Below are 24879 nucleotides of genomic sequence, written 5' to 3' on the forward strand. Positions count from 1 at the left end.
AAATCACCAGCGATTTTTCTTCATTTGGATATTCTCGTTTCGCTTTCCCTGCCGCGCTAGCGGCTCAGTTCAAGAAATTAACACCTTCTGAGTATGAAACACAATATGGAATTCCTATCGTTGAAATAGCACCTCAAGGGGTTGTTTCTTTGCGATCTATTATAGATTCATCTAAAAATATTGAAATCTCATGCAATAATACATACGGACCGTATCCAAGAATCACTATCACTTGTAAAGAAATTATTATAACTTATACATATGAGGATGCCGTTCAAATCAGGGATGGAATATGCGGGATTTTAAACAAACAAGTGAGGCAGTAATGCAGATGCGATATTGCAAACAATATACAACTCAAACGTGGAAGAACATCTTCCAGCCATTTTCGGAATGGAATTCCATTTGCTTTGCAAATTGCAGCAAATGAATATAGGATCGCCAGATTCTGTCCATCGGTAGTGTCCGATATTTTGCGCACTCATCCGCCAGGCATATGGCTTTCGAGACCTATTTTATCTCAAATTGAAGATCTTTCAGCTGCCCTCTATTCAACTTCAGAAGGAGCTCTGATTTATGGCTCAAAACGGAGAAGAGACGAAGACAAAAGTGGTAGCGGGGGATGGAATCGAACCAACGACCTTCAGGTTATGAGCCTGACGAGCTGCCACTGCTCTACCCCGCGCTGTTTATCCTAAATATAACATGAAAGCCTGATTTTTTCAAGGCCCGGCAACGAAAAATTTCGCTTTTTCAGAGCTTCCGGCGTTCAAATCGGAATCTCTGCATGAAAAGAGTCAGCAGGATTCCCGGCCTTCAGTTGACGGTGAGCTTGTAAATGCCGTTTTTAAATTCAAAGCAGAGCGTTTCCGCCAGTTCGTCTGCAAGCCGGCGCGATTTTTCCTGTTCCACTCCGAAAAACTCGGTGATGAATTGCGACATGTCCGGAATCGACAATTGAACCGGCAGCGGTTCCGGAAGCTGGATCGCATTTTCGATGGCGGCACGAGCCTGTTCAAGCGTCCGGCTCATCTGAAAGAGCAGCGGCTCGATTTCCATTTCAGTTACAGGCGCGCTCAGATTGAATTTCTGTGCGAATGGCCGCATCATGAAGAAAAAACGGATGCGCGAGAAGATTTCATTGATCTCGTTGACCCGCAAGATTCCTTGCGTGACAAGTGCACGCGCTTCGGCCGGAAGCACGGCCGAGAGTTCTTCCCTGGTCGCAGCCGTGCGCCCGCGGAGACGGGCGACCGGATCTCCCGCGATTCCTTCAAGCGCGAATCTGCGTTCATAGTGACGCGCGAGCTCCAGATAGAGGTGCGGATCCGCCTCGGTGATCCCGAGCGTCCGGGCCGCGTGCGTGACTTCCCCCGCAATCCGGTCAAAAAACGCCTCGTCGGAACATGCGAGAAATTTCCGCAACAGCCCCGCGACCGACGCCGGATCCGAGTCGATTGCAACGCGCCGCTCGCCGCTTGTGCGGCGGTAAAGAGCGGCAACTTCGGGAAAACCTGTCTCTTCCAGCATCCGGACGACGGCGGCGGCAAGCTCCCCCTGACCGAAAACAAGCTCGGGTCGGTTGCTGTTCAACAGCGTGTATTCGACCGCGAGCGCGATATCTTCGGCCATATAGCTGTTTTCCCGCAGTCCCGCGGTCAGAAAACAGTTGATGAGCCGCGTCTGAAGAGTCAGCGGATCGAACGGGGTCCGGCTGCCGTCTGGGTCCTGAATGTAGATGATTTTGTCTGCAACTTTTACCATGATGGCTTATAGTATACCATTCTTTACGGATTCCGGCAAGCGTCTGAAGTGCGTTTTTTTTAAAAAAAGCTGTTCCACAGGGGTTGCTATTTGAACGTACGGCGGTATATTACTACGATTTGCTGTATTTGCACACGAACCATAAACAACAACAATGTGGGAGTCGAAACTGTGAGTTATACCGTACTCGTGTTCGTCAAACAGGTTCCGGATACCCAGAACATCTCCGGCGATGCAATGACGCCGGAGGGGACCGTGAACCGGGCCGCGCTCCCGGCGATTTTCAATCCGGAGGATTTGAATGCGCTGGAACTGGCTCTGCAGCTCAAAGATCGTTACGGCGCGCGCGTCGTGGTCGCAACGATGGGAATGCCGGCCGCGGCGGAGGTGCTGCGCCAGGCGCTCTATCGCGGAGCCGATGAGGCGGTCCTGGTGACCGACCGCGCTCTCGCCGGAGCCGATACGCTCGCGACGAGTTACACGCTTTCCTGCTGCGCGAAGAAGCTCGGCAAGTTTGATCTGATCCTCTGCGGTCGGCAGGCCATCGACGGAGATACCGCCCAGGTCGGTCCGCAGATCGCGGAAAAGCTGAAGATTCCTCAGCTCTGCTATGTCGAAGAGGTTCGGAGTCTCGAGAAGGGCAAGGTCGTTGTCCGCCGCGCGATCGAAGGCGGCTATGAGGTGCTCGAAAGCCCGACTCCGGCGCTCCTGACCGTCATTGACGCAAACGAGCCGCGTCCGATGAATGCCAAGAAACTTATGAAATTCAAGCGCGCAAAGACCGCGTCCGAAGTGGCGAAATCGTATGCAAATGCGAACTACACCGAAGGTGCGGCGCTGGACGAGGAACTTAAGAAGCTCGAAAAGAACGGGCTGCTCATTCGCGAGTTCTCCGCGAAGGACATCGATGCGGATCCTGGCCGGATCGGTTTCCCGGGATCTCCGACCAAGGTGAAGAACGTCATGAGCGTGGTGCTCACAGCGAGCGAAGCCAAGAGCGTTCCCGCGACCGACGAAGGCATCAGCCTTCTGATTCACGAACTCATCAGCGATCACACTCTGGGGTAAGCACATCATGTCTGAAAAAATGGGAAATGTCTGGATTTTCATCGAGCAGGAAGCCGGGAAAATCGCCGATGTGAGCCTTGAACTCGTCTGCAAGGGTCGCGAACTCGCCTCGAAGCTCGGCGTCAAAACCGAAGCACTGCTGCTCGGCGACAAAGTTGAACATTGCGTCGATACGCTGTACAGCTACGGCTGCGATACGGTCTACCTCGTTGAGGATGAGCGGCTTGAGCCGTTCACCGTTCTGCCGTATGCCCGGGCGATCGTCGACCTTGTGAAGGAGCATAAACCGAATATTCTGCTCTTCGGCGCGACGCTGAAGGGGCGCGAACTTGCGCCGCGCGTCGCCTCCGAAAAGCTCGGCGGCCTCACCGCCGACTGCACGGATCTCAAGATCGACGACTTCGAGGACAAGAAGAACAACAAGAGCTACACAAACAAGCTCATGCAGATCCGTCCCGCCTTCGGCGGCAACATCATCGCGACGATCGTGAACACCTGGGACGATCCGCAGATGGTGACCGTGCGCGAGGGCGTCATGAAGATGGACAATCCGGATCCGACCCGCAAGGGGAAGGTTGTGAAGGTCAAGCCCGCTCTCTCCGACGTCGAAACCGTCGTGAAGGTGCTTGAGCGCGTCCGTGCCGACAAGGAAGTCGATCTCAAAGGAGCTCAGATCATCGTCGCCGGCGGTTACGGGGTCGGCAGCAAGGAGAACTTCTCGCTGATCTACAAGCTGGCGGAAGCGCTCGGCGGGGAAGTCGGGGCTTCGCGCGCCGCTGTCGACGCAGGGTGGATCGACCACGATCACCAGGTCGGGCAGACCGGCGTGACCGTGCGTCCGCGTCTTTACATCGCCTGCGGCATCTCCGGTTCGATTCAGCACGTTGCCGGTATGAAGGAGTCGAAGAAGATCATCGCGATCAACACCGATCCCGGCGCGCCGATCTTCAGCACCGCCCATTACGCGATTGTGGGCGACCTGAATACCGTGATTCCGCAAATGATCAAAGCCTTCAAGGCCAAAGCGTAAGAGGGGTGGATTCCAATCATGGCTAACTTTTTCAAAGACAACAGCGATCTGGTCTTCACGCTGAATAATCTCGACCTGACCGAAGTGGCTTCCCTGCGCGAGCAGAACTACAAGTTTGCGCAGGAGTTTGACAATGCGCCGACCTCGTTCGAGGATGCGCTCGACAACTACAACCGCGTGCTCGAAATCGTCGGCGAAATCTGCGGCGACCGCATCGAGCCGCGCAGCCGCACGGTCGATGAGGAAGGCCCGCACTTCGAGAACGGCAAAGTCACTTATCATCCGCTGACGGTTCAGAACCTGAAGGATCTGGAGCAGGCCGGCGTGATGGGTGTGATGCTGGAACACCGCTTCGGCGGACTGAACTTCCCGGTTTCGGTCTACACGATGATGACCGAGATGGTTTCGCGCGCCGACGGTTCGCTTCAGAATATCTTCGGGCTGCAGGACATCGCCGAGACGATCAGCTTCTTCGGCTCGGAAGAGCAGAAGCAGAAGTATCTGCCCGGATTCGCCTCCGGAGAATTCGACGGTTCGATGGACCTGACGGAGCCTGATTTCGGTTCCGATCTTCAGTCGGTCCGGCTGCGCGCCTGGCAGGATGAAAAGACCGGGCAGTGGTATCTGAACGGCATGAAGCGGTTCATCACGAACGGCTGCGCGCAGGTTCACCTCGTGCTGGCCCGTTCGGAGGAGGGGACGACCGACGGCCGCGGTTTGTCGATGTTCATCGCCGAAAAATGCCCGCAGCTCGTCGTCCGCCGCATTGAGCACAAGCTCGGAATCCATGGCGTCGCGACCTGCGAACTGCAGTACAACGACGTTCCGGCGCAGCTCTGCGGCAAGCGCCGTTTCGGCCTCATCAAGTATGTGATGAGCCTGATGAACGGGGCTCGCGTCGCGATCAGCGGTCAGGCGGTCGGCATCGCGGAAGCCGCTTACCGTGAGGCGCGCAAGTACGCCTCTGAACGTATGCAGTTCAAGAAGTCGATCGATCAGTTCCCGGCGATCTACGATATGCTTTCGAACATGAAGGTCAAGCTCACTGCTGCTCGTGCGCTGCTGTACGAGACGACCCGCACGGTCGACCTGCGCAACGGCTACAATGATCTGGTCGAGCGCGGAGAAGCCACTGCGGACGATCGTGCGAAGCAGAAGTACTACAACAAGGTCGCCGCCGTTCTGACGCCGATGTGCAAGGCTCTCGCGACCGAGATGGCGAACCAGGTGACCTACGATGCGATTCAGATCCACGGCGGCACCGGCTACATGAAGGATTTCAATGTCGAACGCTTCTACCGCGATGCGCGCATCACGAACATCTATGAAGGCACGACGCAGCTTCAGGTTGTCGCGGCGATCGGCGGAGTGATCCAGCGTGACAACGACGTGCGGATCAAAGAGCTCGCCTCGCTGGACTTCCAGGGCAAACTGGCTCGTCTGCGCGACAAGGTCATGGAGTTGCATGAGCGCCAGCTCAAGGCGGTTGCGTTTGTCGCCGAGAAGAAGGATCAGGCTTACCACGACCTCATGGCGCGCAGCCTTGTGGAGATGGAGACCTATATTTTCGTCGGACTGCTGCTGCTGCGTGACGCAATGAAGTGCGAAGAGCGTGCCGCGATCGCGGAGCGCTGGGTCCTCGACGCGGTTCCGGAGTTCGAGAAGCGCTTTATGCGCGTCATGTCCGGCGATGTGACGCTGATCGACAACAATCGCGACATCATCGATTACTGAGAGTTGCGGAAAATAGTGTAACCATCGCGGCGGAACGCCCCGGAAAACGGGCGTTTCGCTTGCGATATTTAAAGAGGAAGCACAAATTATGAGTATGAATAATGCCTATCTGGCGCGTGCGAAGAAGATGATTCCGGATCCGCAGATTCTGTCGGTCGTCACTGCGAAGCGTGCGAAGCAGCTCGCTCTCGGAGCCCGTCCGATGATCAAATGCGACTCCGAGAATTATCTCGACTGGGCGCTGCTGGAAATTGCCGAGGGACTTCTGACCTACGAATTCGGTACGCCGGGTGAGTCTTCTTCCGCCCTGCCGACGCTGGGAGCGGAAAATGACGCTCCTGAAAACGAAGCGTAAGGGGGAGAGGAATGAGCAAGCCGGTTGTGGCTGTCCTGATGGGCAGCAAGAGCGACCTGCCCGTGGTGGAGGGAGCGTTCAAGATTTTTGACGAATTCGGGATCGGATATGAGGCGCATGCCCTGTCCGCCCACCGGACGCCGACGGAAGCGGCCGAATTTGCCGCCGGAGCGGAGGCGAACGGATTCAAGGTTGTGATCTGTGCCGCCGGAATGGCCGCTCATCTCGGCGGGGTGGTCGCTGCCCATACGACGCTTCCGGTGATCGGGATTCCGATTGCATCGGAGCCGTTCAACGGGCTCGATGCGCTTTTCTCGATCGTGCAGATGCCGCCGGGAATTCCGGTCGCTGCCGTGACGGCCGGCAAGGCCGGAGGAAAGAACGCGGCTCTCTATGCCGTGTCGATTCTTGCCCTTTCCGATGCGGCTCTGGCTGAGAAACTCAAGGAATTCCGCCGGCGCCAGACCGAACAGGTGCTGAAGGCGGACCGTGAACTTCAGGACGAATTGAAGAACCGGTAAGCGGAAACGGGAGGCGGAAATGACGGTCAGTGCGATCATCGGAGTTTTCGTCAAGATATTCTTTCTCTTGACGCCGTTTTTCGTCTTGTCCGTCTACGTGACGTTGACGCGTGGCGAGCCTGAAATTTCGCGGCGCAGACTGGCGGTTCGGACGACGGTTGCCGTGCTGGTGATTGCGATGGTGCTGTATCTCTTCGGGGAGCAGATTTTCCGCTATCTGGGCATTACGCTCGATGCCTTCCGGATCGGCTCCGGAATTGTGCTGCTGCTCAGTGGAATCGAGGTTGTCCGGGGGGGCGGAGTCCCGACCGGAGTGCGGCAGGCCGATGACGATGGTGACATCTCCGTGGTTCCGCTGGCAATTCCGTACACGGTCGGGCCGGGCACGGTCGGTACACTGCTCGTGATGGGAGCAGGGGTTCCCTCCACGGAAGTGCGCATTGCTGAAATTCTCGGAATCATCTTTGCGGTTTTCGCATTGGGAGCGCTCTTGTTTTTTTCGGACAGACTCGAAAGGCTTCTGAAACGAAAGGGGTTGAATATTCTGAGCAAACTGACCGGATTGTTTCTGGCTGCGCTTGCTTCTCAGATTATTTTCGAGGGCGTGAAGAATATTCTTGAAAGTTGATGGCGCGCAAGGAGCGGCATCATTTCGGATGGTGAATCAACGATCGCGGGAGCGGAGGACATGGGGCGGAATTTTCTGTTCAAACTGCCGAATGAGATTGATAAGCTGATGCTGCTTGCGGAGGAGATCCGCAGGCTGCCGGAGTATCTGCAGCTCGATAAGAAGTCCCGCTACACGCTCGATCTGGCGCTTGAGGAGATGGCGGGAAACATCATCCTGTACGGCTACGACGTTCCGGGCGAACGGGTGATTGAGATCGGAATCGAATTCGGCGCTTCGGAAGTGGTGCTTACGCTGCGTGACGACGGGAAACCGTTCAATCCGCTTGCGGCTGAGCCGCCACCGTCGGGTGACGTTGAGGAGCGTGACATCGGCGGAGTCGGAGTTTACCTGGTTCGCAGTATGGTGCGATCGATGGAATATCGCCGGGAACAGGGGCGGAATGTTCTGACGCTCCGGATCGGCAGAGGGGAGTAACCGGAATGAAAATCGTGTTTCAGAACGAAAACGGGGTGACGGTTGCCCGGCTGTCCGGGAGGCTCGATTCCGCAACCTCACCCGCGGCGGAACGGGAACTTGCGGCCGAACTGGCCCGGAGCAGGGGATTCTTGATGGATCTCGAAGAGGTGGAATACGTGAGCAGCGCCGGGTTGCGGGTGTTTCTTGTCCTGGCCAAGCAGGCGAGAGCCTCCTCCAGGGCTCTGGGGCTTTGTTCGCTTCGCAAAGAGGTGGCTGACGTGTTTGAGATCAGCGGTTTTTCAACGTTGTTCGCTCTTTTTCCCGGGCCGGAAGCCGGAGTTCAGGCGCTTTCTGAATCGGGGCCTGAGTCGGCTGAGTAGGCGGGTTGTTCCTGGAATTTTGATTCAGAATCTATTAAAACCTTTGCAGGAAAGGGATTTCTTTCGTGGAAGCATCTGTTACCAGCGGGATCGCGTGTCTGCGCAATCTGGCTGCAAACCTGAAGCGCGACATCAATTTCGATGCGCTGCTCACTCCGGAGCTGAAGGCTCAATTTGAGGAGAGTCCGGCCCGGGGGCTTCAGGCGCTTGCAGCGGGACTTCAGCTCGAGCCGGAAATACACAAGGACGTTGCGGAACTGGTGGATACCTATCAGGGGCCGGCGCTTCTTGAACTGGAAAATGGAAACTGGGTCTGCGCGGTGAATCTGAAGCAGATCAAAGGAGAAGCCGTCACTCTTTACGATCCGCTGGTCAAGGGGAAAAGTCCGCTGATCAGCGTCCCGGTTTCACAGTTGAAGGAGAAGCTCAAGGGGCCGGTTCTGATTTTCCGGCAGCTTCAGGCGGTCGACAACCGCAAACACAGTTCGCTTTTCGGACTCACGGCGATCGGAAGGCATCACAACATTCCGATGGACATCCGGCGGCTGCTGCACGATTACGCGGTCGGGGAAGGGGAGGTTTCCGTTCGGCAACTTGTGGAGATCGCTTCCGAAAACAACCTCAAGACGAAGCGGATCAAGTTGAAATGGAAAGATCTCGCCCGCATGGGGAAGGCGTTTCCATTCCTCGGCATGAAAAAGGACGGCTCCTATCACGTGATCTGCGGATTGCGGCATGTGGAGGCGGAGGACGGGGCGTACGACCAGGTTGTGCTGGTCGACCCGGCGTTTCAGGCCGATCACCCGGGGCAGCAGTTCCAGTTTCTGAAGCGGGAGGAGTTCGAGGAGATATCCGCGGGGAAAGCTCTGCTGGTCAAGCGGGTTTACCGGCTCGCCGATGAGGAGCAGCCGTTCGGCTTGCGCTGGTTCATTCCGGAATTCCTGAAACTCAAGGGGCTTTTCGGCCAGATTGCGATGGCGGTTCTGATGATCAACGCGATCGCGCTCATCACGCCGCTGTTCTTCCAGATCGTCGTCGACAAGGTGCTGGTCAACAACACCTATCAGACTTTGAACGTGCTCGGGGTGGGCATCGTCGCGGCAATTCTCTTCAATGCGTGTCTCGAATATCTGCGCAACTATCTGCTCTTGTTCGCGACGAACAAGATCGATATTTCGACTGCGACGAAGACCTTCAAACACCTCATGCGGCTGCCGATCGAATTCTTTGAGCGGGTGCCTTCCGGCGTGCTGCTCAAGCACATGCAGCAGACGGAGAAGATTCGCGGATTTCTTTCGGGAAATCTCTTCTTCACCGTGCTGGAACTCTTCAGCCTCGTGGTGTTCATCCCGTTCCTGCTTCTTTACAGTGTGGAGCTCACGCTTGTGGTGATCGGCTATTCGGTGCTGATGGCGCTGGTTATTGCGCTTCTGATCAAACCGTTCCAGAGCCGTTTGAACGAGCTTTATCAGGCGGAGGGAAAGCGCCAGAGCATGCTGGTCGAATCGATCCACGGAATCCGCACGGTGAAGTCGCTGGCGATCGAACCGGTTGAGGAGAAGGCGTGGAATGACTCGACCGCCTATGCGATCAAATCCTATTTCCGGGTCGGAAAAATTTCGATGACGGCGCGGACGATCAGCCAGGCGCTGGAGATGCTTATGACGGTTTCGGTGATCTGGCTCGGGGCACTGCTGGTGTTCCGGCATGAGATCAGCATCGGCGCACTCATCGCGTTCCAGATGCTTGCCGGCCGGGTCACCGGGCCGCTCGTGCGGCTCGTGGGGTTGATTCACGAATATCAGCAGGTGGCTCTGTCGGTGCGGATGCTCGGCGTGGTCATGAATACGCCGGTCGAACCGGCCGGCGGCGGGGTTCGGAATCCGCTCCGGGGAAATATCTCGTTTGAGAACGTGACGTTCCAATACCGGCCGGATACGCCGCAGGTCATCAAAAATTTTGATCTGGAGGTTCCGAGCGGCTCGACGATCGGCATCGTCGGACGTTCCGGATCGGGCAAAACGACGCTTACGAAACTGCTTCAGGGACTCTACCCGGTTCAATCCGGCCTCATCAAGATCGACGGAATCGACCTGCGGGAGATCGACAAGGCGCATCTGCGTTCGAGCATCGGCGTGGTGTTGCAGGAGAACTACTTCTTCAACGGGACGGTTCGCGACAACATCTGTCTGACCAAGCGCAATGCGACACTCGAGGAGATTATTTTCGCCGCCCGTCTCGCCGGTGCGCACGAATTCGTTTCGAATCTGCCGAAGGGATATGACACCATGCTCGAGGAGAATGCGTCGAATCTCTCCGGCGGACAGAAACAGCGTCTGGCGATCGCGCGGGCGCTGCTGACGAATCCGTCGATTCTGATTTTCGATGAAGCGACCAGCGCGCTCGACCCGGAGAGCGAGAACGTGATTCAGGAAAATCTTTCGGCGATTGCGAAGGGACGGACGGTCCTGATTATTTCACACCGGCTCAGCATCGTCAGCGGTGCCGACCGGATCCTGGTGATGGACAAGGGAGTCAAGACCGATTTTGCGCCGCATCGCGAACTTCTCACGCATGACGGCATCTATCGTGACTTCTGGCATCAGCAGATGGAAAGGAACCTGAGCAAATGAGCGAAAACGAAAAACTCTGCCGCAAGGCGATTGAATTTCAGCCGGATGCTCTGGAGATCAAGCACGAGCGTCTTCCGTGGTGGGCGCGCTACGGCATCTGGAGCGCGTTTCTCTTCATGGCCGGGGCGGTCGTCTGGGCGACGTTCGGCAAGGTCGACATGGTTGTCACCGCGGAGGGTAAACTTGTGACGGACAGCCCGAACATCGTGATGAAACCGTTGGAGCGGACCGTCATCAAGAGCATCAATGTGAAGGTCGGCGAGGTGGTGAAGAAGGATCAGATTCTTTTTACCTTCGATCCGGTCATGAATGTCGCGGAAGCGGAACGGCTCGCCTCGGAGCTCTCCACGCTCGGGGCGCAGGTCGATCGGCTGCTCGCGGAGTTCAAACATCTGAAGTACGAAGTCTCCGATCCGCAGAATGAGGATCAGGTCTGGCAGAAGGCCATTTATGATCAGCGCCAGAAGTTCTACGAGGAGAAGATCCGTTATTACGATCAGAGCATCAAGCAGATTCAGGCGTCGCAACATACGACCAGCGAGAGTCTTGCCAAACAGGAAGAGCAGCTTGAGGCGATTAAGCGGATTGAACTTATGTTCACGGAGCTGCAGGAGAAAAATACCGTTTCGCTGAAGGAGACGCTTGAAATTCAGATTCAGCGCATGGAGCTGGAGGCGTCGGTGATCAATCTGCGCAATACTCTTGTTGAACAGCAGCACCAGGAGCAGACCGCGATTGCAAGCAAGAACTCCTACATTGAGGAGTGGCGCAACAGCATTTCGACGGAACTTGTGAGCGTGCAGCGCGAACTGACCAGCACCCAGAAGCAGTACGACAAAAGCCAGGCACAGCTGACGTATGACGTTCTGCGGGCACCGTGCAATGCGATGGTGCATGAAATTGCGAGTTTCCCGGTCGGCTCGGCTGTGCGGGAGGCGGAGGCGCTCATTACGCTTGTGCCGCTCGACAGCGAAATCGAGCTGGAGGCTGAAGTGCGTCCGCAGGATATCGGCAGGGTGCACATCGGCTCCGAGGTTCGGGTGAAGCTCAATTCGTTTCCGTTCCAGAAACACGGGACTCTTGACGGGGTGGTTCGGACAATCTCGGAAGATTCCTTCGAAAAACAGCAGGGGGAACCGGGCAGTGCCCGGACATATTACCGGACGCGCATCACGCTTTCCGGACATCTGCGGAATGTAAAAGATGATTTCCGCCTGATTCCCGGAATGGAGTGTCAGGCGGAGATCAAGGTCGGCGAACGCCGGATCATCGAATATCTGATCCATCCGCTGATCAAATCGCTTGACGAATCGATGCGCGAGCCGTGATCGTTCGCCGGCAGAATATGGGAGAAGGGATGAAATGAAAAATCGGGTGCGCAGATTGTTTCACGCCGATTATCTGATCACACCGGAGCGGCGGATCGACAACGGCGCCGTTCTCTGCGAAAACGACCGGATTCTGGCGGTCGGCGGCATTTCCGCGTTTTCGATGGAGCCGGGACTTGAAGTGCATGAGTTCATGGACGCCTATCTGACGCCGGGATTCATCGATACGCACATTCACGGAGCCGGCGGGTTCGACGCGTCGTCGGTGGATCTCTCCCCGAAGTCGATCGAATCGATGAGCCGGCTGCTTGCGGAGCGTGGAGTTACGTCGTTTTTTCCGACGGTGGTTGCCGCGCCGCGTGAGACGATGATCGCCAACCTCCGGCGACTGGCCGAAGTGATGGAGCCCGTGCTGCCGGGCGCCGATGCCGCCGGGATCAATCTGGAGGGGCCTTTCATCAATCCGGCCAAACGCGGTGCGCAGGAGGAGGAGTCGATTGTTCCGATCGACCTCGGCTTTGCACGCGAACTTATTGAAGCGGGGAACGGGCTGGTAAAGGTCATGACCTTCGCTCCGGAGCTGGAGCATTCAACCGAGCTTGTGGAGCTGCTGCTCGAATACGGCGTCAAACCGTCGATGGGACACAGCATCGCGAACGAGGAGCAGACGTTGCGTGCGATCGACGCGGGGGCGTCCTATTGTACGCACCTCTTCAACGGCATGCCGCCGCTGCATCAGCGGGCGATGGGGTTACCGGGAATCGCTTTGACGGACGACCGGGTTACGGTTGAGCTGATCATCGACGGGCGGCATATCAATCCACGCATGGTGGATCTGGCGTGCCGTTGCAAGACGTCGTCGAAACTCGTCGGCATCAGCGACTGCACGATGGCGGCGGGGATGCCGAACGGCGAATATCGGATCGGTCCTTCCATGATCCGGGTTCGGGACGGATATTCCCAGACGGAGCAGGGAATCCTGGCCGGGACGACCACGATGCTCGATACGGGCTGGCACTCTCTCATGAACGGAGGGCATCTGACGGAACTTCAGGCCGCTTCGGCGGTCACCTGCAATCCGGCGAATGCGTTCCATCTGAATGATCGCGGGACTCTGATGCCGACACACCGCGCTGATCTGGCGATTTACGAGCGCAGAACCAACCGGCCGCTGCTAACGGTGTGCAACGGGCAGATTGTCTACCGTGCGGAGGAGAGATGAAATACGAACTTCTTGACAGCGGGAATCTGCAGAAACTCGAACAGGTCGGCGAGTTCCGGCTGGTTCGTCCCGCGTTGAACGCGTTCTGGCGGCCGGGGCTTCCGCGCGTAGAGTGGGAAGCCGCCGATGCGGTGTTCACCCGCGACAGTTCCGGCGGCGGACACTGGAGCTTCCGGCGAAAACTGCCGGAATCATGGATGGCGGAGTGGGGCGGTTTCACTTTGAAGATCAAACCGACCGGGTTCGGTCACCTCGGCTTTTTCGCCGAGCAGTATCGCAACTGGGATTTCTTCCGTTCGGCGGATTCCGGACTGAAAGAGGGGGTCAGGGCGTTGAATCTTTTCGGCTACTCCGGCGTTGGATCGATGGCGATGGCGGCGACGGGAGCGTCGGTCTGCCATCTTGACGCATCGCGCGGCATGATCGAATGGGGGAAGGAGAATCTGACGCTCAATCCGCAAGTCCCTTCGACGATCCGCTGGATTGCGGACGATGTGAACAAGTTCACTCAGCGCGAACTGCGGCGCGGCAACAGTTACAATCTCATTGCGCTTGATCCGCCTACTTTCGGGCGCGGTTCGAGCGGGCAGCTCTGGAAGATCGAGGAGGATCTTCCGAAACTGTTGAATGTCTGCAACCAGCTGCGCGAGCCGGGGCGTCCGTTCACGGTGATTCTTTCGTGCCACTCGCCGGGATTCTCCTGTCGTGTGCTTGAGCGGCTGCTCGTGGAGGCGTGCGGCCGGGGAGGGGAGTTCGAATCATTTGAGATGACGATCCCCGAATCGACCGGACGTGAACTGCCTGCCGGAATCTCGGTCCGCTACACGGTCGCGCACAATCGTGGATGACGTCGGTTCTGCTGCCGGCGGGAGTCGGAGGGGAACGTTCGAGCTGAAACGCCCCTCTCTCCGGTTTTCAGGCGGCGGCTTTCTCCGCGGCGTCTTCTGAGCGCTCCTGTTTCCTCAGCTTCACAATTTCCCGTCTCATGATGAAAAACGCGAGGACGAAAGCGATCGCATCTCCGAGCGGCCCCGAGAAGAGCACGCCGTCATATCCCCAGATGAGCGGCAGCAGCAGGATCAGCGGAATCTGGAAAACCAGCTGCCGGGTCATCGCGATGAAAAGCGCGACCGGCGCTTTGCCGATGCTCTGGAAATACTGCGAGATGAGGATGCTGCCGCATCCGATCGGCAGCAGCAGCAGGAACCGGCGCATGGAATAGACGCCGATTCGGATCAGTTCGGTCTCGTCCGCGCCGACGAAGAGCGTGAAGATCGGGTGTGCGAACACCTGCACGCAGAAATATGGTATCAGGGCGAAGAGGGCCGCCAGTGCGATCGAACAGTAGAAGCTCTTCAGCACGCGGTGATATTTCCGCGCACCCGTGTTGTACCCGACCAGCGGCTGCATGCCCATACAGACGCCGAAGACGAGACCCATGAGCAGCTGGTTGACGGTCAGGATCACGCCGAAAGCAGACATGGCCAGCAGGCTGCCGTGCTTGAGCAGCATGTGGTTCTGGACAGTCCAGATCACGCTTCCTGCGACATTGATCGCGAACGGTGAGCAGCCGTTGTAGAGGATTCGCCACAGATACTCCTTCCCGTAGAAGCGGAAGGTGCGTACATCCAGTTTCGAAATGCTTCGGTGAGACCGGAAAAAACACATGACCCAGAGTGCCGACGCTCCCTGGGCGATGACGGTCGCCCACGCCGCTCCGGCCATCCCCCATTCAAAGCAGGCGACGAAGAGCCAGTCGAGTCCGACGTTCATCACTGCGCCGATCACCTGCGTCCACATCGCGAGCCCCGAGTAACCTTCTCCCCGGATCAGATTGTTCTGGAATCCGAGCATCACAAAGATCGTGCCGTAAAGCGAGACCGAGAGATAGCTGCGCCCATAAGGCAGCGCTTCCGGCGGAATTCCGAACAAATGCAGCAGAGGATCGAGAAAAATCAGGCCGGCGGATGTGATGACCGCGGCGGCGATGAGGTAGATCAGCATCGACATTCCGAAGAACTTCTGTGCCTCCTCATAGTTTTTCTTGCCGAGTTCGATCGAGTAGAGAACCGCGGTCCCCCGTCCGATCAGGATCGAAATCGCAAAGATGATCATCGAAATCGGCATGGCTGCGTTCATCGCAGCCAGTCCGGTGGCGCCGACGTAGTTCCCGACGAACATGCGGTCGACAATGACGTACAAGTTTCCGATGATGAGCCCCGCCATGGAGGGAAGCGCGAGGCGAAGCAGCAGCGGCATGACTGGATCCGTGCCGAGTTTCTCTGTTTGTGAACGCATGAAAATCTCCTGAAAAAAAATACAACCACGCGGGAGACCGCTCCCGTGTGATTGTATACAATATAACCCCGAATTGTTCGGATTTCCTGCGGGAGATCGTTTTTTCTGCTATTTTTTTATGGGGAAAGCGCTGATGAGGCCGCGTTGAAATCCGCCGGGAGTGATGAATTCGCCTGCTTCAACATCCTGTTCCGTGAATCTGGCGAGCAGAATTTCGCCCCGTCCGCAGCGGTTGCGATCGTAGACGCAGTAGAGGAATCCGTCGTTGCCTTCGGTGAAGTCGGGGTAGGAGACGCCGGGACGTTCGTCGAGCAGGAGCCGGCCGTGCCAGCTTGCACCGTCATCGGAGGAGAGCCAGGCGGTGAGTTTTTCGCGCTGGAAGGCGGGAGTCTCGCCGGGAAGCGGGAGCGGGGTCTGATGGTTTATGAGCAGGAGCTTTCCAGATTTGAGGCGGCGGAGGGCGAAGCGGGAGTCCGGGCCGCCGAGTCGGGAGTCGCCGATATCGCGCCAGGTTCTGCCGCAGTCGTCGCTGAACGCCTGGCCGATTCCGTAGTGGGTGCGCACGAGAATGCGCCAGACTCCGTCGCGTTGTTCAAGAAGGATGTGTTCGTCGAAACCGCGGTTGGGGATGTCGGGTCCGACTATGAGTTCAAAGGTTTGCCCTTTGTCGCGAGTGACGGAAATGTTTGAACGGGCGATGGCGGTGTATTGCGGATCGAGTTTATCAGGATAAATTCCCCAGAGCGCGGTCGGAAACGCCCAGGAGCCGTCGGAGAGGGCGGTTGGTTTGTTCATCATGACCCCTTCTGCGATGCGGCGGGGGGCGCTCCAGACGGGGGAGTCGGTGTCGGGATCGTCGCAGACGGCGACCCAGACGCCGGATCGCCCGTCAAAGATATCCCAGATGCCGGTGGTGACGCACTGGCTCCAGCTCCACCAGAGACGGCCGTCCGGATCGAGCCACAGGGTCGGATCGAAAGCCCGTTCTTCCGCACCGTCCGGCGCGACGATCTGGATCTCCCTCCAGGAGAGTCCGTTGTCCCGGCTGGTTGCGAGAACCAGATAATTGCCGGGTCCTTCTCCGTTGAGTTCGCCGCCGTACCAGGTCGCGAAGAGTCGTCCCGAATCGAGACGCTCGATCCCCGGGATTCCCTGATGGCGCCGGGTCGCAACGGCCTCTTTTTCCGTGATCGGCGCGGGGCGGAATCCGGCCAGCGAATATTTCTTCATTTTCAGACCTTTCCTGTGGGGTTGCATATGTCGGGTTCTCTCATATTATACAGGAGAAAGAGAGGATGTCAAGAAACGAAAAGTGGAATTTCTTTACGGTTTGTCAGGTTTCATCGGAAATTGGATATGTACCGGAAATATTGATTTTTTTTGAAATCAGACTTGCAATTTCATTTTTTTGTGCCATATTTAAAAATAGTTTTTCATTATGGATTGAGGTTTTTATTTTGAAACGTCCGGCATACAAGCTTGTCAAGGGTTGGCGATGGCAGTGGCGAAAGCCCGCCATGGCTGTTTTTTGCGTGCGTTGAAGCCGGAGCAAGAGAGATTGTATCAGGGATAAAAGATAACATAGATTCCGGCGGTTTGACGAACAGTGCCGGTTATGGCGGGTCCGATCATGTATGATTGCGGGCCCGCTTTTTTTGTGTCGAAATTTCAGAGAATCACGGATAAAAGGAGAAATCGAAATGCAGAGTTTTGAAGAATTCAGGGAGCTGGCGAAAGGCGCGAACCTCATTCCGGTGGTGGAGACGCTGATCGCTGATCTGGAGACGCCGGTTTCGGTGCTTGCGCGCCTGGCGGATGATGACAACGTCTTTCTGCTCGAAAGCGTCGAGGCGGGGGAGCGGTTCGGTCGATATTCGTTCCTCGGAGTGAATCCGCACGGGGTATTCACGGTCGAGAACGGCCGGGCGTATCTGACGGATGCCGCAGGGCGCCGGGAGCTGCCGATGCCGGACGGACCGTTCATGGCGCTCCGCGGAGTGTTGCAGGGAATTCAGGCCGCGACGGTGGAGGGACTTCCTCCGCTCTTCGGCGGCGCGGTCGGGTATCTCGATTACGAGACGGTTCGGGAGTTCGAGACGCTGCCTGAACCGAAACCGGGCCTTGAAGGGCCGACCAGCGCGATGCTCATCACGGACGAGACGATCATCTTCGACAACGTGAAACATACGATGATGCTCTGCGTCTGCGTGCGCCCGGCGGAGTTCGAAACGCTCAAGGCCGCGTATGACCATGCGGTGACCCGGATCGCCGCACTCGCGGAACGGTTGCGCCGCCCGCCGGTCATCCGGCTCTCCGACCGTCCGGAAGCTCCGGAACTCATCTCGAACTGCGGTCGTGAGACATACATGGAAATGGTCCGGAAGGCGCGGAAGCACATCTATGATGGAGATATCATTCAGGTTGTTCTTTCCCAGAAGTTTACGGCGGAGAATTCCATTCCTCCGCTCCAGTTGTACCGGGCGCTGCGCATGGTGAATCCGTCACCGTACACGTTTTATCTGAAGATCGGCGGCAGAATCCTGATCGGCTCCTCGCCGGAGACGCTCTGCAAGCTCGACAACGGCAATGCGATTCTGCGCCCGATCGCCGGAACCCGGCCGCGCGGGAAGAATCGGGAGGAGGACATGGCGCTCTCAGACGAACTTCTGCGTGACGAGAAGGAACGCGCTGAACACCTGATGCTGGTCGATCTCGCCCGCAACGACCTCGGCAGGGTCGCGCTTCCCGGCAGCGTTCAGGTCAAAGACTTCATGACGGTGGAACGTTATTCCCATGTGATGCACCTGGTTACGACGGTTGAGGCGTTGCTGCGGGAGGGGTGTGATGCGTTCGATCTCGTGCGGTCGGCGTTTCCCGCCGGGACGCTCTCCGGTGCGCCGAAGATCCGGGCGATGGAGATCATCCGCGACCTTGAACCGGCTCCGCGCGGATTGTACGGTGGCGCGGTTGGTTACTTCAGCTACACCGGGAACATGGATCTGGCGATCACGATCCGCACAATCATCCTCGACGGCAGGAAGATGGAGATCCAGGCCGGAGCCGGAATTGTCTACGATTCCGATCCCGCCGCGGAATACCAGGAAACCTGCAACAAAGCCGCCGCCATGTTGAAATCGATCCGGCTTGCCGCCGCGAATCTTGAACTTTGATTGAGAGAGGTGAGATCATGATTCTGATGCTTGATAATTTTGATTCGTTCACATACAATCTTGTGCAGTATCTCCAGCAGCTTGGTGCCGAAGTCGAAGTCCGTCGCAACAATGCGATCACGCCGGAGGCGGCGCTCGCGATGCGCCCGGAATCGATTGTTCTTTCACCCGGTCCCGGTCGTCCCGCCGAGGCCGGGATCATGCCGGAGTTGATTCACCGGGCGGTCGAGGCCGGAATCCCGCTGCTCGGAGTCTGCCTCGGTCATCAGGCGATCGGCGAGGCATTCGGCATGAAGCTGGTGAATGCCGGACGCATTATGCACGGAAAGGTTTCCGAAATCACGCATGACGGCAAAGGTTTGTTCCGGGGACTTCCACAGAAAGTCAAAGTGGTTCGTTACCATTCCCTGGCGCTTGCGGAAGATACGCTGCCGCCGGAGCTGGAGATCACCGCGCGCAGCGAGGACGGGGAGGTCATGGGAATCCGCCACAAAACGCTTCCCGTTGAGGGGATTCAGTATCACCCCGAGTCCATTCTGACCACGACCGGGAAACGGCAGCTCGCGAATTTTCTTGATCTGGTCGCGGAATATCGGCGCGGCAGGAGGTGAAAAATGCTGACGCGTTATCTTGATAAACTATTTCGCAGGAGAGACCTTGCTCCGGCGGAGATGGAGGAGGCGCTGCGGATCGTGACGGGCGGGGAAGTGCCGCATTCGCAGATCGGTGCTTTTCTGGCCGCACTGCGGATGAAAGGCGTTTCCTGCTCCGAACTGGTCGGGGCGGCCCGCATGCTGCGGCGCGCGGCGGCGTTCATCGACTGTGGACAGCGTGAAGTCGTCGATGTGGTTGGAACCGGCGGCGACGGCTCCAACAGTTTCAACATCTCGACTACAAGCGCATTTGTGGCCGCCGGCGCGGGGGTGACGGTCGCCAAACACGGCAATCGCGCCGCATCGAGCCGCTGCGGTTCGGCCGACGTGCTTGCGGCGCTCGGATACAATCTCGATGCGCCGGTTCCGGTCATTGAACAGGAGATCGTCGAAAACGGAATCGGTTTCCTTTACGCGGCGAAACTGCATCCGGTGCTCGCGAATGTGGCGGTGATCCGGCGCGAACTGCGAATCCGCACCGTGTTCAATATGCTCGGGCCGTTGTGCAACCCCGCCGGCGCGAAGGCGATGGTGCTCGGCGTTTACGCACCGGAGCTGACCGAGCTTTTCGCTTCGGCGCTGCTCGAACTCGGTGTCCGGCATGCGCTGGTCGTGCACGGCATGGAGGGCATTGACGAGATCAGCTGTTGCGGTCCGACCAGAGTCTCTGAGCTGCGGGATGGCGAGATCCGCACGCGCGAACTTCTTCCGGAACTGTTGATCGGCGAAAGTTACGACCCCGCCGAGATTGTCGGCGGTACTCCGGAGGAGAATGCCGGGATCCTCCGCTCGGTGCTGGACGGTACAAACCATGGCGGACCGCGCGCTTCCGTGCTGTTGAACGCCGGTGCGGCCATCTACGTCGCCGGTGCGGCTCCGACCCTGAAAGAAGGCATTGCACTGGCTGAACGTTCTCTCGACTCCGGCGCGGCATTGCGTAAACTGGACCAACTCATTGAGGCGAGTCATGGAAAAGGTGCTTGATACGATCGTGGCGAAGAGCCGAATCGAACTCGAAGAGAAGAAGAAGCGCATTCCCGCCTCCCGGCTCGAAACGCGGCTCGGTACGCTCCCTGAGCCGCTCGGATTTGAATCCGCCCTCAGGCGGCCCGGTGCACGGGTGATTGCGGAACTCAAAAGCGCCTCTCCATCGAAGGGAGTGATCCGGCCGCATCTCGATATCGAGATGCTCGCGCCGGAACTCGAAGACGCCGGAGCGGCGGCCCTCTCCGTGCTGACGGAGCGCAACTATTTCGCCGGATCGCTCGAAAATCTGGAACGGGCGCGGAGATGTGTTCATATTCCATTGCTGCGCAAGGACTTCATCTATGATGAGTACCAGATTCTCGAGGCGCGTGTATACGGGGCGGATGCGATTCTGCTGATCGCGGCGATGCTGACCGTTGCGGAATTCCGGCGCCTGTACGCGTTTGCGCGTTCGCTCGGGCTCGACGTTCTCTGCGAAGCCCATACGGCGGAAGAACTTTCGATGCTGCTCGAAAACGGTGCTGTCATCGTTGGCGTGAATGCCCGCAACCTCTCGACCTTCGAGACGAGCCTTGAACTTTCGGGTTCGCTGATCCGGAGGATTCCGGCGGAAAAACTCGCCGTCGCCGAGAGTGCGATTCGGAGCCGTGAGGATTTGATGACTCTTCAACAACTTGGAGCCAAAGCGTTTCTGATTGGAGAGACGCTGATGCGTTCCGAACATCCGGGAGAAACACTGTGCGAACTTCTGTCAAAGTGAAGATCTGCGGCTTGACCCGGCGTTGTGATGTCGAGTGTGCGGTTGCCGCAGGCGCGGACTATGTCGGATTCGTACTCGTTCCGAGTTCGAAACGATTTGTCCCGCCGGAACGGCGGCGCGAACTCATTGCGGATCTTCCCGCAAGTGTTCGGAGCGTTGCTGTGGTCGCCGATCCGACGGAACAGGAAGTTTCAGAAATTCGGAAGTTGTTCGACATCATTCAGTTTCATGGTCATGAGCCGCCCTCCGTCGCGGACGGGACGCACAGTTGGAAAGCTCTTCCGGCGTCGACGGCGCCTGAGCGGTTTTTCGAGTACCGTGTTGAGCATTTCGTCGTCGACTCCGACTGCGGCGGCTCGGGGCGCTGCTGCGACTGGCATCGCGCGGCGCTCGCGGCGGAGCGATATGAGATCCTGCTCGCCGGAGGGCTTTCTCCGGAGAACGTCGCCGACGCAATCAGGCAGGTAAAACCCTGGGGGGTCGATGTCTCCGGTGGCGTCGAACTCTCCCCGGGAATCAAATCAAGAGAAAAAATACAACATTTTATCGAGGAAGCAAAATCATGAACTCACATTACGGAATTTACGGCGGCCAGTACATCGCCGAAACCCTCATGCCGACCCTGATCGAGCTTGAGAAAGAGTACCTGAAGGCGAAAGACGATCCCGCGTTTCAGGCCGAATATCGCGAACTCCTCGCCGATTACGTCGGGCGCGAGTCGCCGCTCTATTACGCAAAACGGCTCTCCGAGTCGCTCGGAGGAGCCCGTATCTATCTGAAACGGGAAGACTTGAACCATACCGGAGCGCACAAGATCAACAATACGATCGGGCAGGCATTGCTCGCCCGGCGCATGGGCAAGACACGGCTCATCGCCGAGACCGGTGCCGGAATGCACGGCGTCGGAACCGCGACCGTCGCGGCGCTCTTCGGAATGGAGTGCGACGTCTTCATGGGCGCTGTCGACGTCGCCCGTCAGGCGCCGAATGTCGAACGGATGAAAACGCTCGGAGCCCGGGTCATCTCCGTCGAATCCGGTTCCGCCACGCTGAAGGATGCGATGAACGAGGCGATCCGCAACTGGGTCGCCACCGCAGAAAACACCTTTTACGTGATCGGCACGGTGGCCGGACCGCACCCGTATCCGGCGATCGTTCGTGATTTTCAGTCCGTGATCGGAACGGAGAGCCGTCGCCAGATCCTCGAAAAACGCGGGAAACTTCCGGCGGAAGTCCTCGCCTGCGTCGGCGGCGGCAGCAATGCGATCGGCATGTTCTCCGCTTTTCTCAACGATCCTGAGGTCAAACTCACCGGCGTCGAGGCCGGAGGGGAGGGGATCGAAACCGGGAAGCATGCCGCCAGCATCGGCGGTGGCCGCGTCGGCGTTCTGCACGGCTGCAAAACCTATCTGCTCCAGACGCCCGATGGTCAGATCGTCGAAGCGTACTCGGTGTCTGCCGGGCTCGATTATCCCGGCGTCGGCCCGGAACACAGCTACCTTGCAGATTCCGGACGCGTAAAATATGTCGCGATCAACGACGACGAAGCCGTCGCCGCTTTCGATACACTTTCACGTCTTGAAGGAATCATCCCCGCGCTCGAATCGAGTCACGCGCTCGCTCAGGCGATCAAGGTCGCGAAAAACTATTCGCCTGATGAGTCGATCATCGTCTGTCTCTCGGGCCGTGGCGACAAGGATATGGACAATATTGCAAAATACAAGAAAAGCCGGGAGAAATAAATCATGGAATCACGCATCAACCGCTGTTTGAACCGTTGCCGCGCTGAACAACGCAGCGCACTTGTCGTTTACGCCACCGTCGGCTGTCCCACGCCGGAGGAGAGCGAAATCCTCATCCACCGCCTGATCGATGCAGGTGCGGATATGATCGAGCTCGGCGTTCCGTTTTCCGACCCGATGGCCGACGGCCCGGTGATTCAACGAGCCGGACAGGTCGCGCTGAAGGCCGGTACCACTCTTCCGGAAATTCTCAGAATCGCCGGGCGAATCCGTGCGGCCCATCCGGAGACGCCGCTCGTGCTCTTCTCCTATTACAATGTGTTGCTGAATCACGGGCTGGATCGTCTCGGCGCGGATCTGAAAGCCGCCGGCGTCGATGGGGTGCTCGTTGTCGACCTTCCGCTGGAGGAGCGGGGCGAAATCATTCCGATGTGTGATAAATACGGAATCGAACTCATTCCTCTGGTTTCACCGGCAACTTCACCGGAACGCGCCGCGAAAATCGCGGAAGGATGCAGCGGTTTTGTCTACTGCATCACGGTCCGCGGCGTCACCGGAGTGCGCAGTTCACTGCCGCCGGAACTCGCCCTGGAACTGGAAGCCGCGAAACAGGCGTGCCGTCTCCCGGTGGCGGCCGGATTCGGAATCTCAACCCCCGAAATGGCAAGGGAGGTTTCCGCGCACGCAGATGCCGTCGTTGTCGGGAGCGCCATGGTCGGGACATTGCTCGACCACGGCGCCGATGCAGCCGTTTCGCTCATCGGTTCCATCGCAGGCGGAATGCGTTAGAACGGCAGCTCTTCTCCCGCCGGAGTGTCCGGCGCGGAGGAGGGGGGCGGCTCCGGCGCATTGCGGACGGGGGAGGGGACGTCCGACTCGAAGTCGGTCCACTGCCCCTGTCCGCCGTCGTCGCGGGTCAGAAGTTCGATCTTACGTTCGAGTTTATCGAGCTTCGCACGGCAGGCGCGAGCAAGTTCGCTTCCCGCTTCGAAGTTCTTCATGAGTTCCTCGAGCGGCAGGCGTCCCGTCTCCATTCTGGCAACGAGGGTTTCGAGTTTCTCCAGCGCCTGCTCGAACGGCATTGCCGCGAGTTCTTCGCTCGAAAATTTTTCCATGCAGTCTGATTCCGCCATTCTACTGCAGCATCTCCAACATGTACTGGAATATGAGATCGCCGTTGCCGGGCAGCCACTCATGGCCGAAGTCCGGGTAGAACACATGTTCTTTCCTGGAAGTGATCTTGTTGTACGCCGCGAACTGAGTCGACGGCGGGCAGACCGTGTCCATGAGACCGGTCACCATCAGAATTTGGCAGCGGATGCGCGGCGCGAGATTCTGCACGTCGATATACCCGAGACGCTCGAAAAACTCCTCCTCGCGGGCATGGGTCGGATCGAACTGGCGGAAATAATATTGCAATTCCTCATAAGCGGCCTTGGCCAGATCCATGTTCCAGACCCGCCGGTAGTCCGAGAGAAACGGAAACACCGCACACGCCCGGTTCAGTTCCGGAACGAGCCCGGCACAGGCGAGCGTCAAGCCGCCGCCCTGCGAGCCGCCCATCGCGCCGACCCGGGTTTCATCGACATCGTCCATCGCCATGACGAGACGGGTCAGCCGCACCGTGTCGAGATAGATGTTGCGGAACAGCAGCTTCTTCGGATCGGGATCATCCACACCGCGGATGATGTGCCCGCGCAGCGTCGTTCCTTTGATCGGGGTCATGTCCTGCGAAAGACCGCCTTGGCCGCGCACGTCAAGAGCGGCAACCGTGAAGCCCGCGCTGACAAAATTGAGTTTGTCACTCCAGTCGCCCGAGTTGGCGGAGTAGCCGTGGAACTGCACGACCGCCGGATGTTTGCCGGATGCCTTCGCCGGCCGCAGCAGCTTGGCGTAAACCCGTGCTCCGCCGGTCCCGGTGAACCAGAGGTCGAAACATTCGGCGTTCGGCGACTGAAATTTCGCCGGAGTCAGCTCCAGTTCCGGCGGCGTTGCATCAAGCTCCGCAAGCGATTCCGCCCAGTAGCGGTCGAAATCCTTTGGAAGGGGAGAGCTGCCGAGATAAGTTTTCATTTCGGCCAACGGCATATCGATCAACATGATGCAATTCCTTTTCGTTGTTGAAACAGGGGAACGGAATCCGACCGT

26 protein-coding genes and 1 tRNA gene are annotated in these 24879 nt (G+C 58.0%); 21 read left to right on the forward strand and 6 right to left on the reverse strand.

The window, feature by feature from the left end:
- Window positions 1-326, forward strand: a 326-nt coding sequence (locus Q0K10_RS10240) for a hypothetical protein (RefSeq protein ID WP_294506614.1), incomplete at its 5' end; no start/stop codon positions are given.
- Window positions 327-610: 284 nt separating this feature from the next.
- Here Q0K10_RS10240 and Q0K10_RS10245 read toward each other — a convergent pair.
- Both Q0K10_RS10245 and Q0K10_RS10250 read right to left on the reverse strand, forming a co-directional pair.
- Window positions 611-685 (reverse strand) — tRNA-Met (locus tag Q0K10_RS10245).
- Between the two features lie 131 nt (window positions 686-816).
- Complete coding sequence (locus Q0K10_RS10250) at window positions 817-1764, reverse strand: hypothetical protein (RefSeq protein WP_294506616.1); 948 nt, start codon at window positions 1762-1764, stop codon at window positions 817-819.
- Window positions 1765-1935: 171 nt separating this feature from the next.
- Between Q0K10_RS10250 and Q0K10_RS10255 the strand changes: the two genes are divergently transcribed.
- The 12 genes from Q0K10_RS10255 to Q0K10_RS10310 all read left to right on the forward strand — a co-directional run bounded on the left by Q0K10_RS10255 (window position 1936) and on the right by Q0K10_RS10310 (window position 13970).
- Window positions 1936-2832 carry an electron transfer flavoprotein subunit beta/FixA family protein gene (locus Q0K10_RS10255; RefSeq protein WP_294506618.1) on the forward strand — a complete coding sequence of 299 codons (897 nt, stop codon included), beginning with the start codon at window positions 1936-1938 and terminating at the stop codon, window positions 2830-2832.
- 19 nt (window positions 2833-2851) lie between these two features.
- Window positions 2852-3862 carry an electron transfer flavoprotein subunit alpha/FixB family protein gene (locus Q0K10_RS10260; RefSeq protein WP_366942994.1) on the forward strand — a complete coding sequence of 337 codons (1011 nt, stop codon included), beginning with the start codon at window positions 2852-2854 and terminating at the stop codon, window positions 3860-3862.
- A gap of 18 nt (window positions 3863-3880) precedes the next feature.
- Complete coding sequence (locus Q0K10_RS10265; RefSeq protein ID WP_294506622.1) at window positions 3881-5596, forward strand: acyl-CoA dehydrogenase family protein; 1716 nt, start codon at window positions 3881-3883, stop codon at window positions 5594-5596.
- Between the two features lie 88 nt (window positions 5597-5684).
- Window positions 5685-5951, forward strand: a complete 267-nt coding sequence (locus tag Q0K10_RS10270) for a DNA-directed RNA polymerase subunit omega (protein ID WP_294506624.1) — start codon at window positions 5685-5687, stop codon at window positions 5949-5951.
- An 11-nt stretch (window positions 5952-5962) separates the two neighbouring features.
- Window positions 5963-6472 carry a 5-(carboxyamino)imidazole ribonucleotide mutase gene (gene purE, locus Q0K10_RS10275; protein ID WP_294506626.1) on the forward strand — a complete coding sequence of 170 codons (510 nt, stop codon included), beginning with the start codon at window positions 5963-5965 and terminating at the stop codon, window positions 6470-6472.
- A gap of 19 nt (window positions 6473-6491) precedes the next feature.
- A complete protein-coding gene (locus Q0K10_RS10280) occupies window positions 6492-7100 on the forward strand; it encodes a MarC family protein (protein ID WP_294506628.1) in 609 nt (202 codons plus the stop codon).
- Window positions 7101-7160: 60 nt separating this feature from the next.
- A complete protein-coding gene (locus Q0K10_RS10285; RefSeq protein ID WP_294506630.1) occupies window positions 7161-7577 on the forward strand; it encodes an ATP-binding protein in 417 nt (138 codons plus the stop codon).
- A 5-nt stretch (window positions 7578-7582) separates the two neighbouring features.
- Complete coding sequence (locus Q0K10_RS10290; protein WP_294506632.1) at window positions 7583-7939, forward strand: STAS domain-containing protein; 357 nt, start codon at window positions 7583-7585, stop codon at window positions 7937-7939.
- A gap of 65 nt (window positions 7940-8004) precedes the next feature.
- Window positions 8005-10572, forward strand: coding sequence for a peptidase domain-containing ABC transporter (locus tag Q0K10_RS10295; RefSeq protein ID WP_294506635.1), 2568 nt, complete (start codon window positions 8005-8007; stop codon window positions 10570-10572).
- Window positions 10569-11900 carry an HlyD family type I secretion periplasmic adaptor subunit gene (locus tag Q0K10_RS10300; protein ID WP_294506637.1) on the forward strand — a complete coding sequence of 444 codons (1332 nt, stop codon included), beginning with the start codon at window positions 10569-10571 and terminating at the stop codon, window positions 11898-11900. Before Q0K10_RS10295 ends, Q0K10_RS10300 begins: the two co-directional genes overlap by 4 nt.
- A 34-nt stretch (window positions 11901-11934) precedes the next feature.
- Window positions 11935-13122, forward strand: a complete 1188-nt coding sequence (gene nagA / locus Q0K10_RS10305) for an N-acetylglucosamine-6-phosphate deacetylase (protein WP_294506639.1) — start codon at window positions 11935-11937, stop codon at window positions 13120-13122.
- Window positions 13119-13970: a class I SAM-dependent methyltransferase gene (locus Q0K10_RS10310; protein WP_294506641.1), complete on the forward strand. Its 852-nt coding sequence runs from the start codon at window positions 13119-13121 to the stop codon at window positions 13968-13970. The genes nagA and Q0K10_RS10310 overlap by 4 nt, the downstream gene beginning before the upstream one ends.
- A gap of 67 nt (window positions 13971-14037) precedes the next feature.
- Here Q0K10_RS10310 and Q0K10_RS10315 read toward each other — a convergent pair whose 3' ends face one another.
- Both Q0K10_RS10315 and Q0K10_RS10320 read right to left on the reverse strand, forming a co-directional pair.
- On the reverse strand, window positions 14038-15420 hold the full coding sequence (locus Q0K10_RS10315) for an MATE family efflux transporter (protein WP_294506643.1): 1383 nt from the start codon (window positions 15418-15420) through the stop codon (window positions 14038-14040).
- A 108-nt stretch (window positions 15421-15528) separates the two neighbouring features.
- The gene (locus Q0K10_RS10320; RefSeq protein WP_294506645.1) at window positions 15529-16650 is read right to left on the reverse strand and encodes a sialidase family protein; all 1122 of its coding nucleotides are present in this window, start codon (window positions 16648-16650) and stop codon (window positions 15529-15531) included.
- Window positions 16651-16715: 65 nt separating this feature from the next.
- On the opposite strand from Q0K10_RS10320, the gene Q0K10_RS10325 reads away from it, so the two are divergent.
- From Q0K10_RS10325 to trpA, 8 genes are all read left to right on the forward strand, one after another.
- Complete coding sequence (locus Q0K10_RS10325; RefSeq protein ID WP_294506647.1) at window positions 16716-16961, forward strand: hypothetical protein; 246 nt, start codon at window positions 16716-16718, stop codon at window positions 16959-16961.
- Between the two features lie 159 nt (window positions 16962-17120).
- Window positions 17121-18590 (forward strand): anthranilate synthase component I, encoded by a 1470-nt coding sequence (gene trpE / locus Q0K10_RS10330; protein ID WP_294506649.1) that lies wholly within the window; start codon window positions 17121-17123, stop codon window positions 18588-18590.
- Window positions 18591-18607: 17 nt separating this feature from the next.
- A complete protein-coding gene (locus Q0K10_RS10335; RefSeq protein WP_294506651.1) occupies window positions 18608-19201 on the forward strand; it encodes an aminodeoxychorismate/anthranilate synthase component II in 594 nt (197 codons plus the stop codon).
- A gap of 3 nt (window positions 19202-19204) precedes the next feature.
- Window positions 19205-20227: an anthranilate phosphoribosyltransferase gene (gene trpD / locus Q0K10_RS10340; RefSeq protein WP_294506653.1), complete on the forward strand. Its 1023-nt coding sequence runs from the start codon at window positions 19205-19207 to the stop codon at window positions 20225-20227.
- Entirely contained in the window at window positions 20211-20990 is a 780-nt protein-coding gene (gene trpC / locus Q0K10_RS10345) for an indole-3-glycerol phosphate synthase TrpC (RefSeq protein ID WP_294506655.1), read from the forward strand. Before trpD ends, trpC begins: the two co-directional genes overlap by 17 nt.
- Window positions 20969-21556, forward strand: coding sequence for a phosphoribosylanthranilate isomerase (locus Q0K10_RS10350; protein WP_294506657.1), 588 nt, complete (start codon window positions 20969-20971; stop codon window positions 21554-21556). The genes trpC and Q0K10_RS10350 overlap by 22 nt, the downstream gene beginning before the upstream one ends.
- On the forward strand, window positions 21553-22731 hold the full coding sequence (trpB, locus tag Q0K10_RS10355) for a tryptophan synthase subunit beta (RefSeq protein ID WP_294506659.1): 1179 nt from the start codon (window positions 21553-21555) through the stop codon (window positions 22729-22731). The genes Q0K10_RS10350 and trpB overlap by 4 nt, the downstream gene beginning before the upstream one ends.
- 3 nt (window positions 22732-22734) lie before the next feature.
- Window positions 22735-23520 (forward strand): tryptophan synthase subunit alpha, encoded by a 786-nt coding sequence (gene trpA / locus Q0K10_RS10360; RefSeq protein WP_294506661.1) that lies wholly within the window; start codon window positions 22735-22737, stop codon window positions 23518-23520.
- Here the strand turns inward: trpA and xseB are convergent.
- Both xseB and Q0K10_RS10370 read right to left on the reverse strand, forming a co-directional pair.
- Window positions 23517-23846, reverse strand: a complete 330-nt coding sequence (gene xseB, locus Q0K10_RS10365) for an exodeoxyribonuclease VII small subunit (RefSeq protein ID WP_294506663.1) — start codon at window positions 23844-23846, stop codon at window positions 23517-23519. The two genes, trpA and xseB, sit on opposite strands and share 4 nt — an antisense overlap.
- A 19-nt stretch (window positions 23847-23865) precedes the next feature.
- Complete coding sequence (locus Q0K10_RS10370) at window positions 23866-24834, reverse strand: acetylxylan esterase (RefSeq protein ID WP_366942995.1); 969 nt, start codon at window positions 24832-24834, stop codon at window positions 23866-23868.
- Window positions 24835-24879 lie beyond the last annotated feature (45 nt).

It is taken from the genome of uncultured Victivallis sp. (assembly GCF_944391105.1).
Lineage (GTDB): Bacteria > Verrucomicrobiota > Lentisphaeria > Victivallales > Victivallaceae > Victivallis.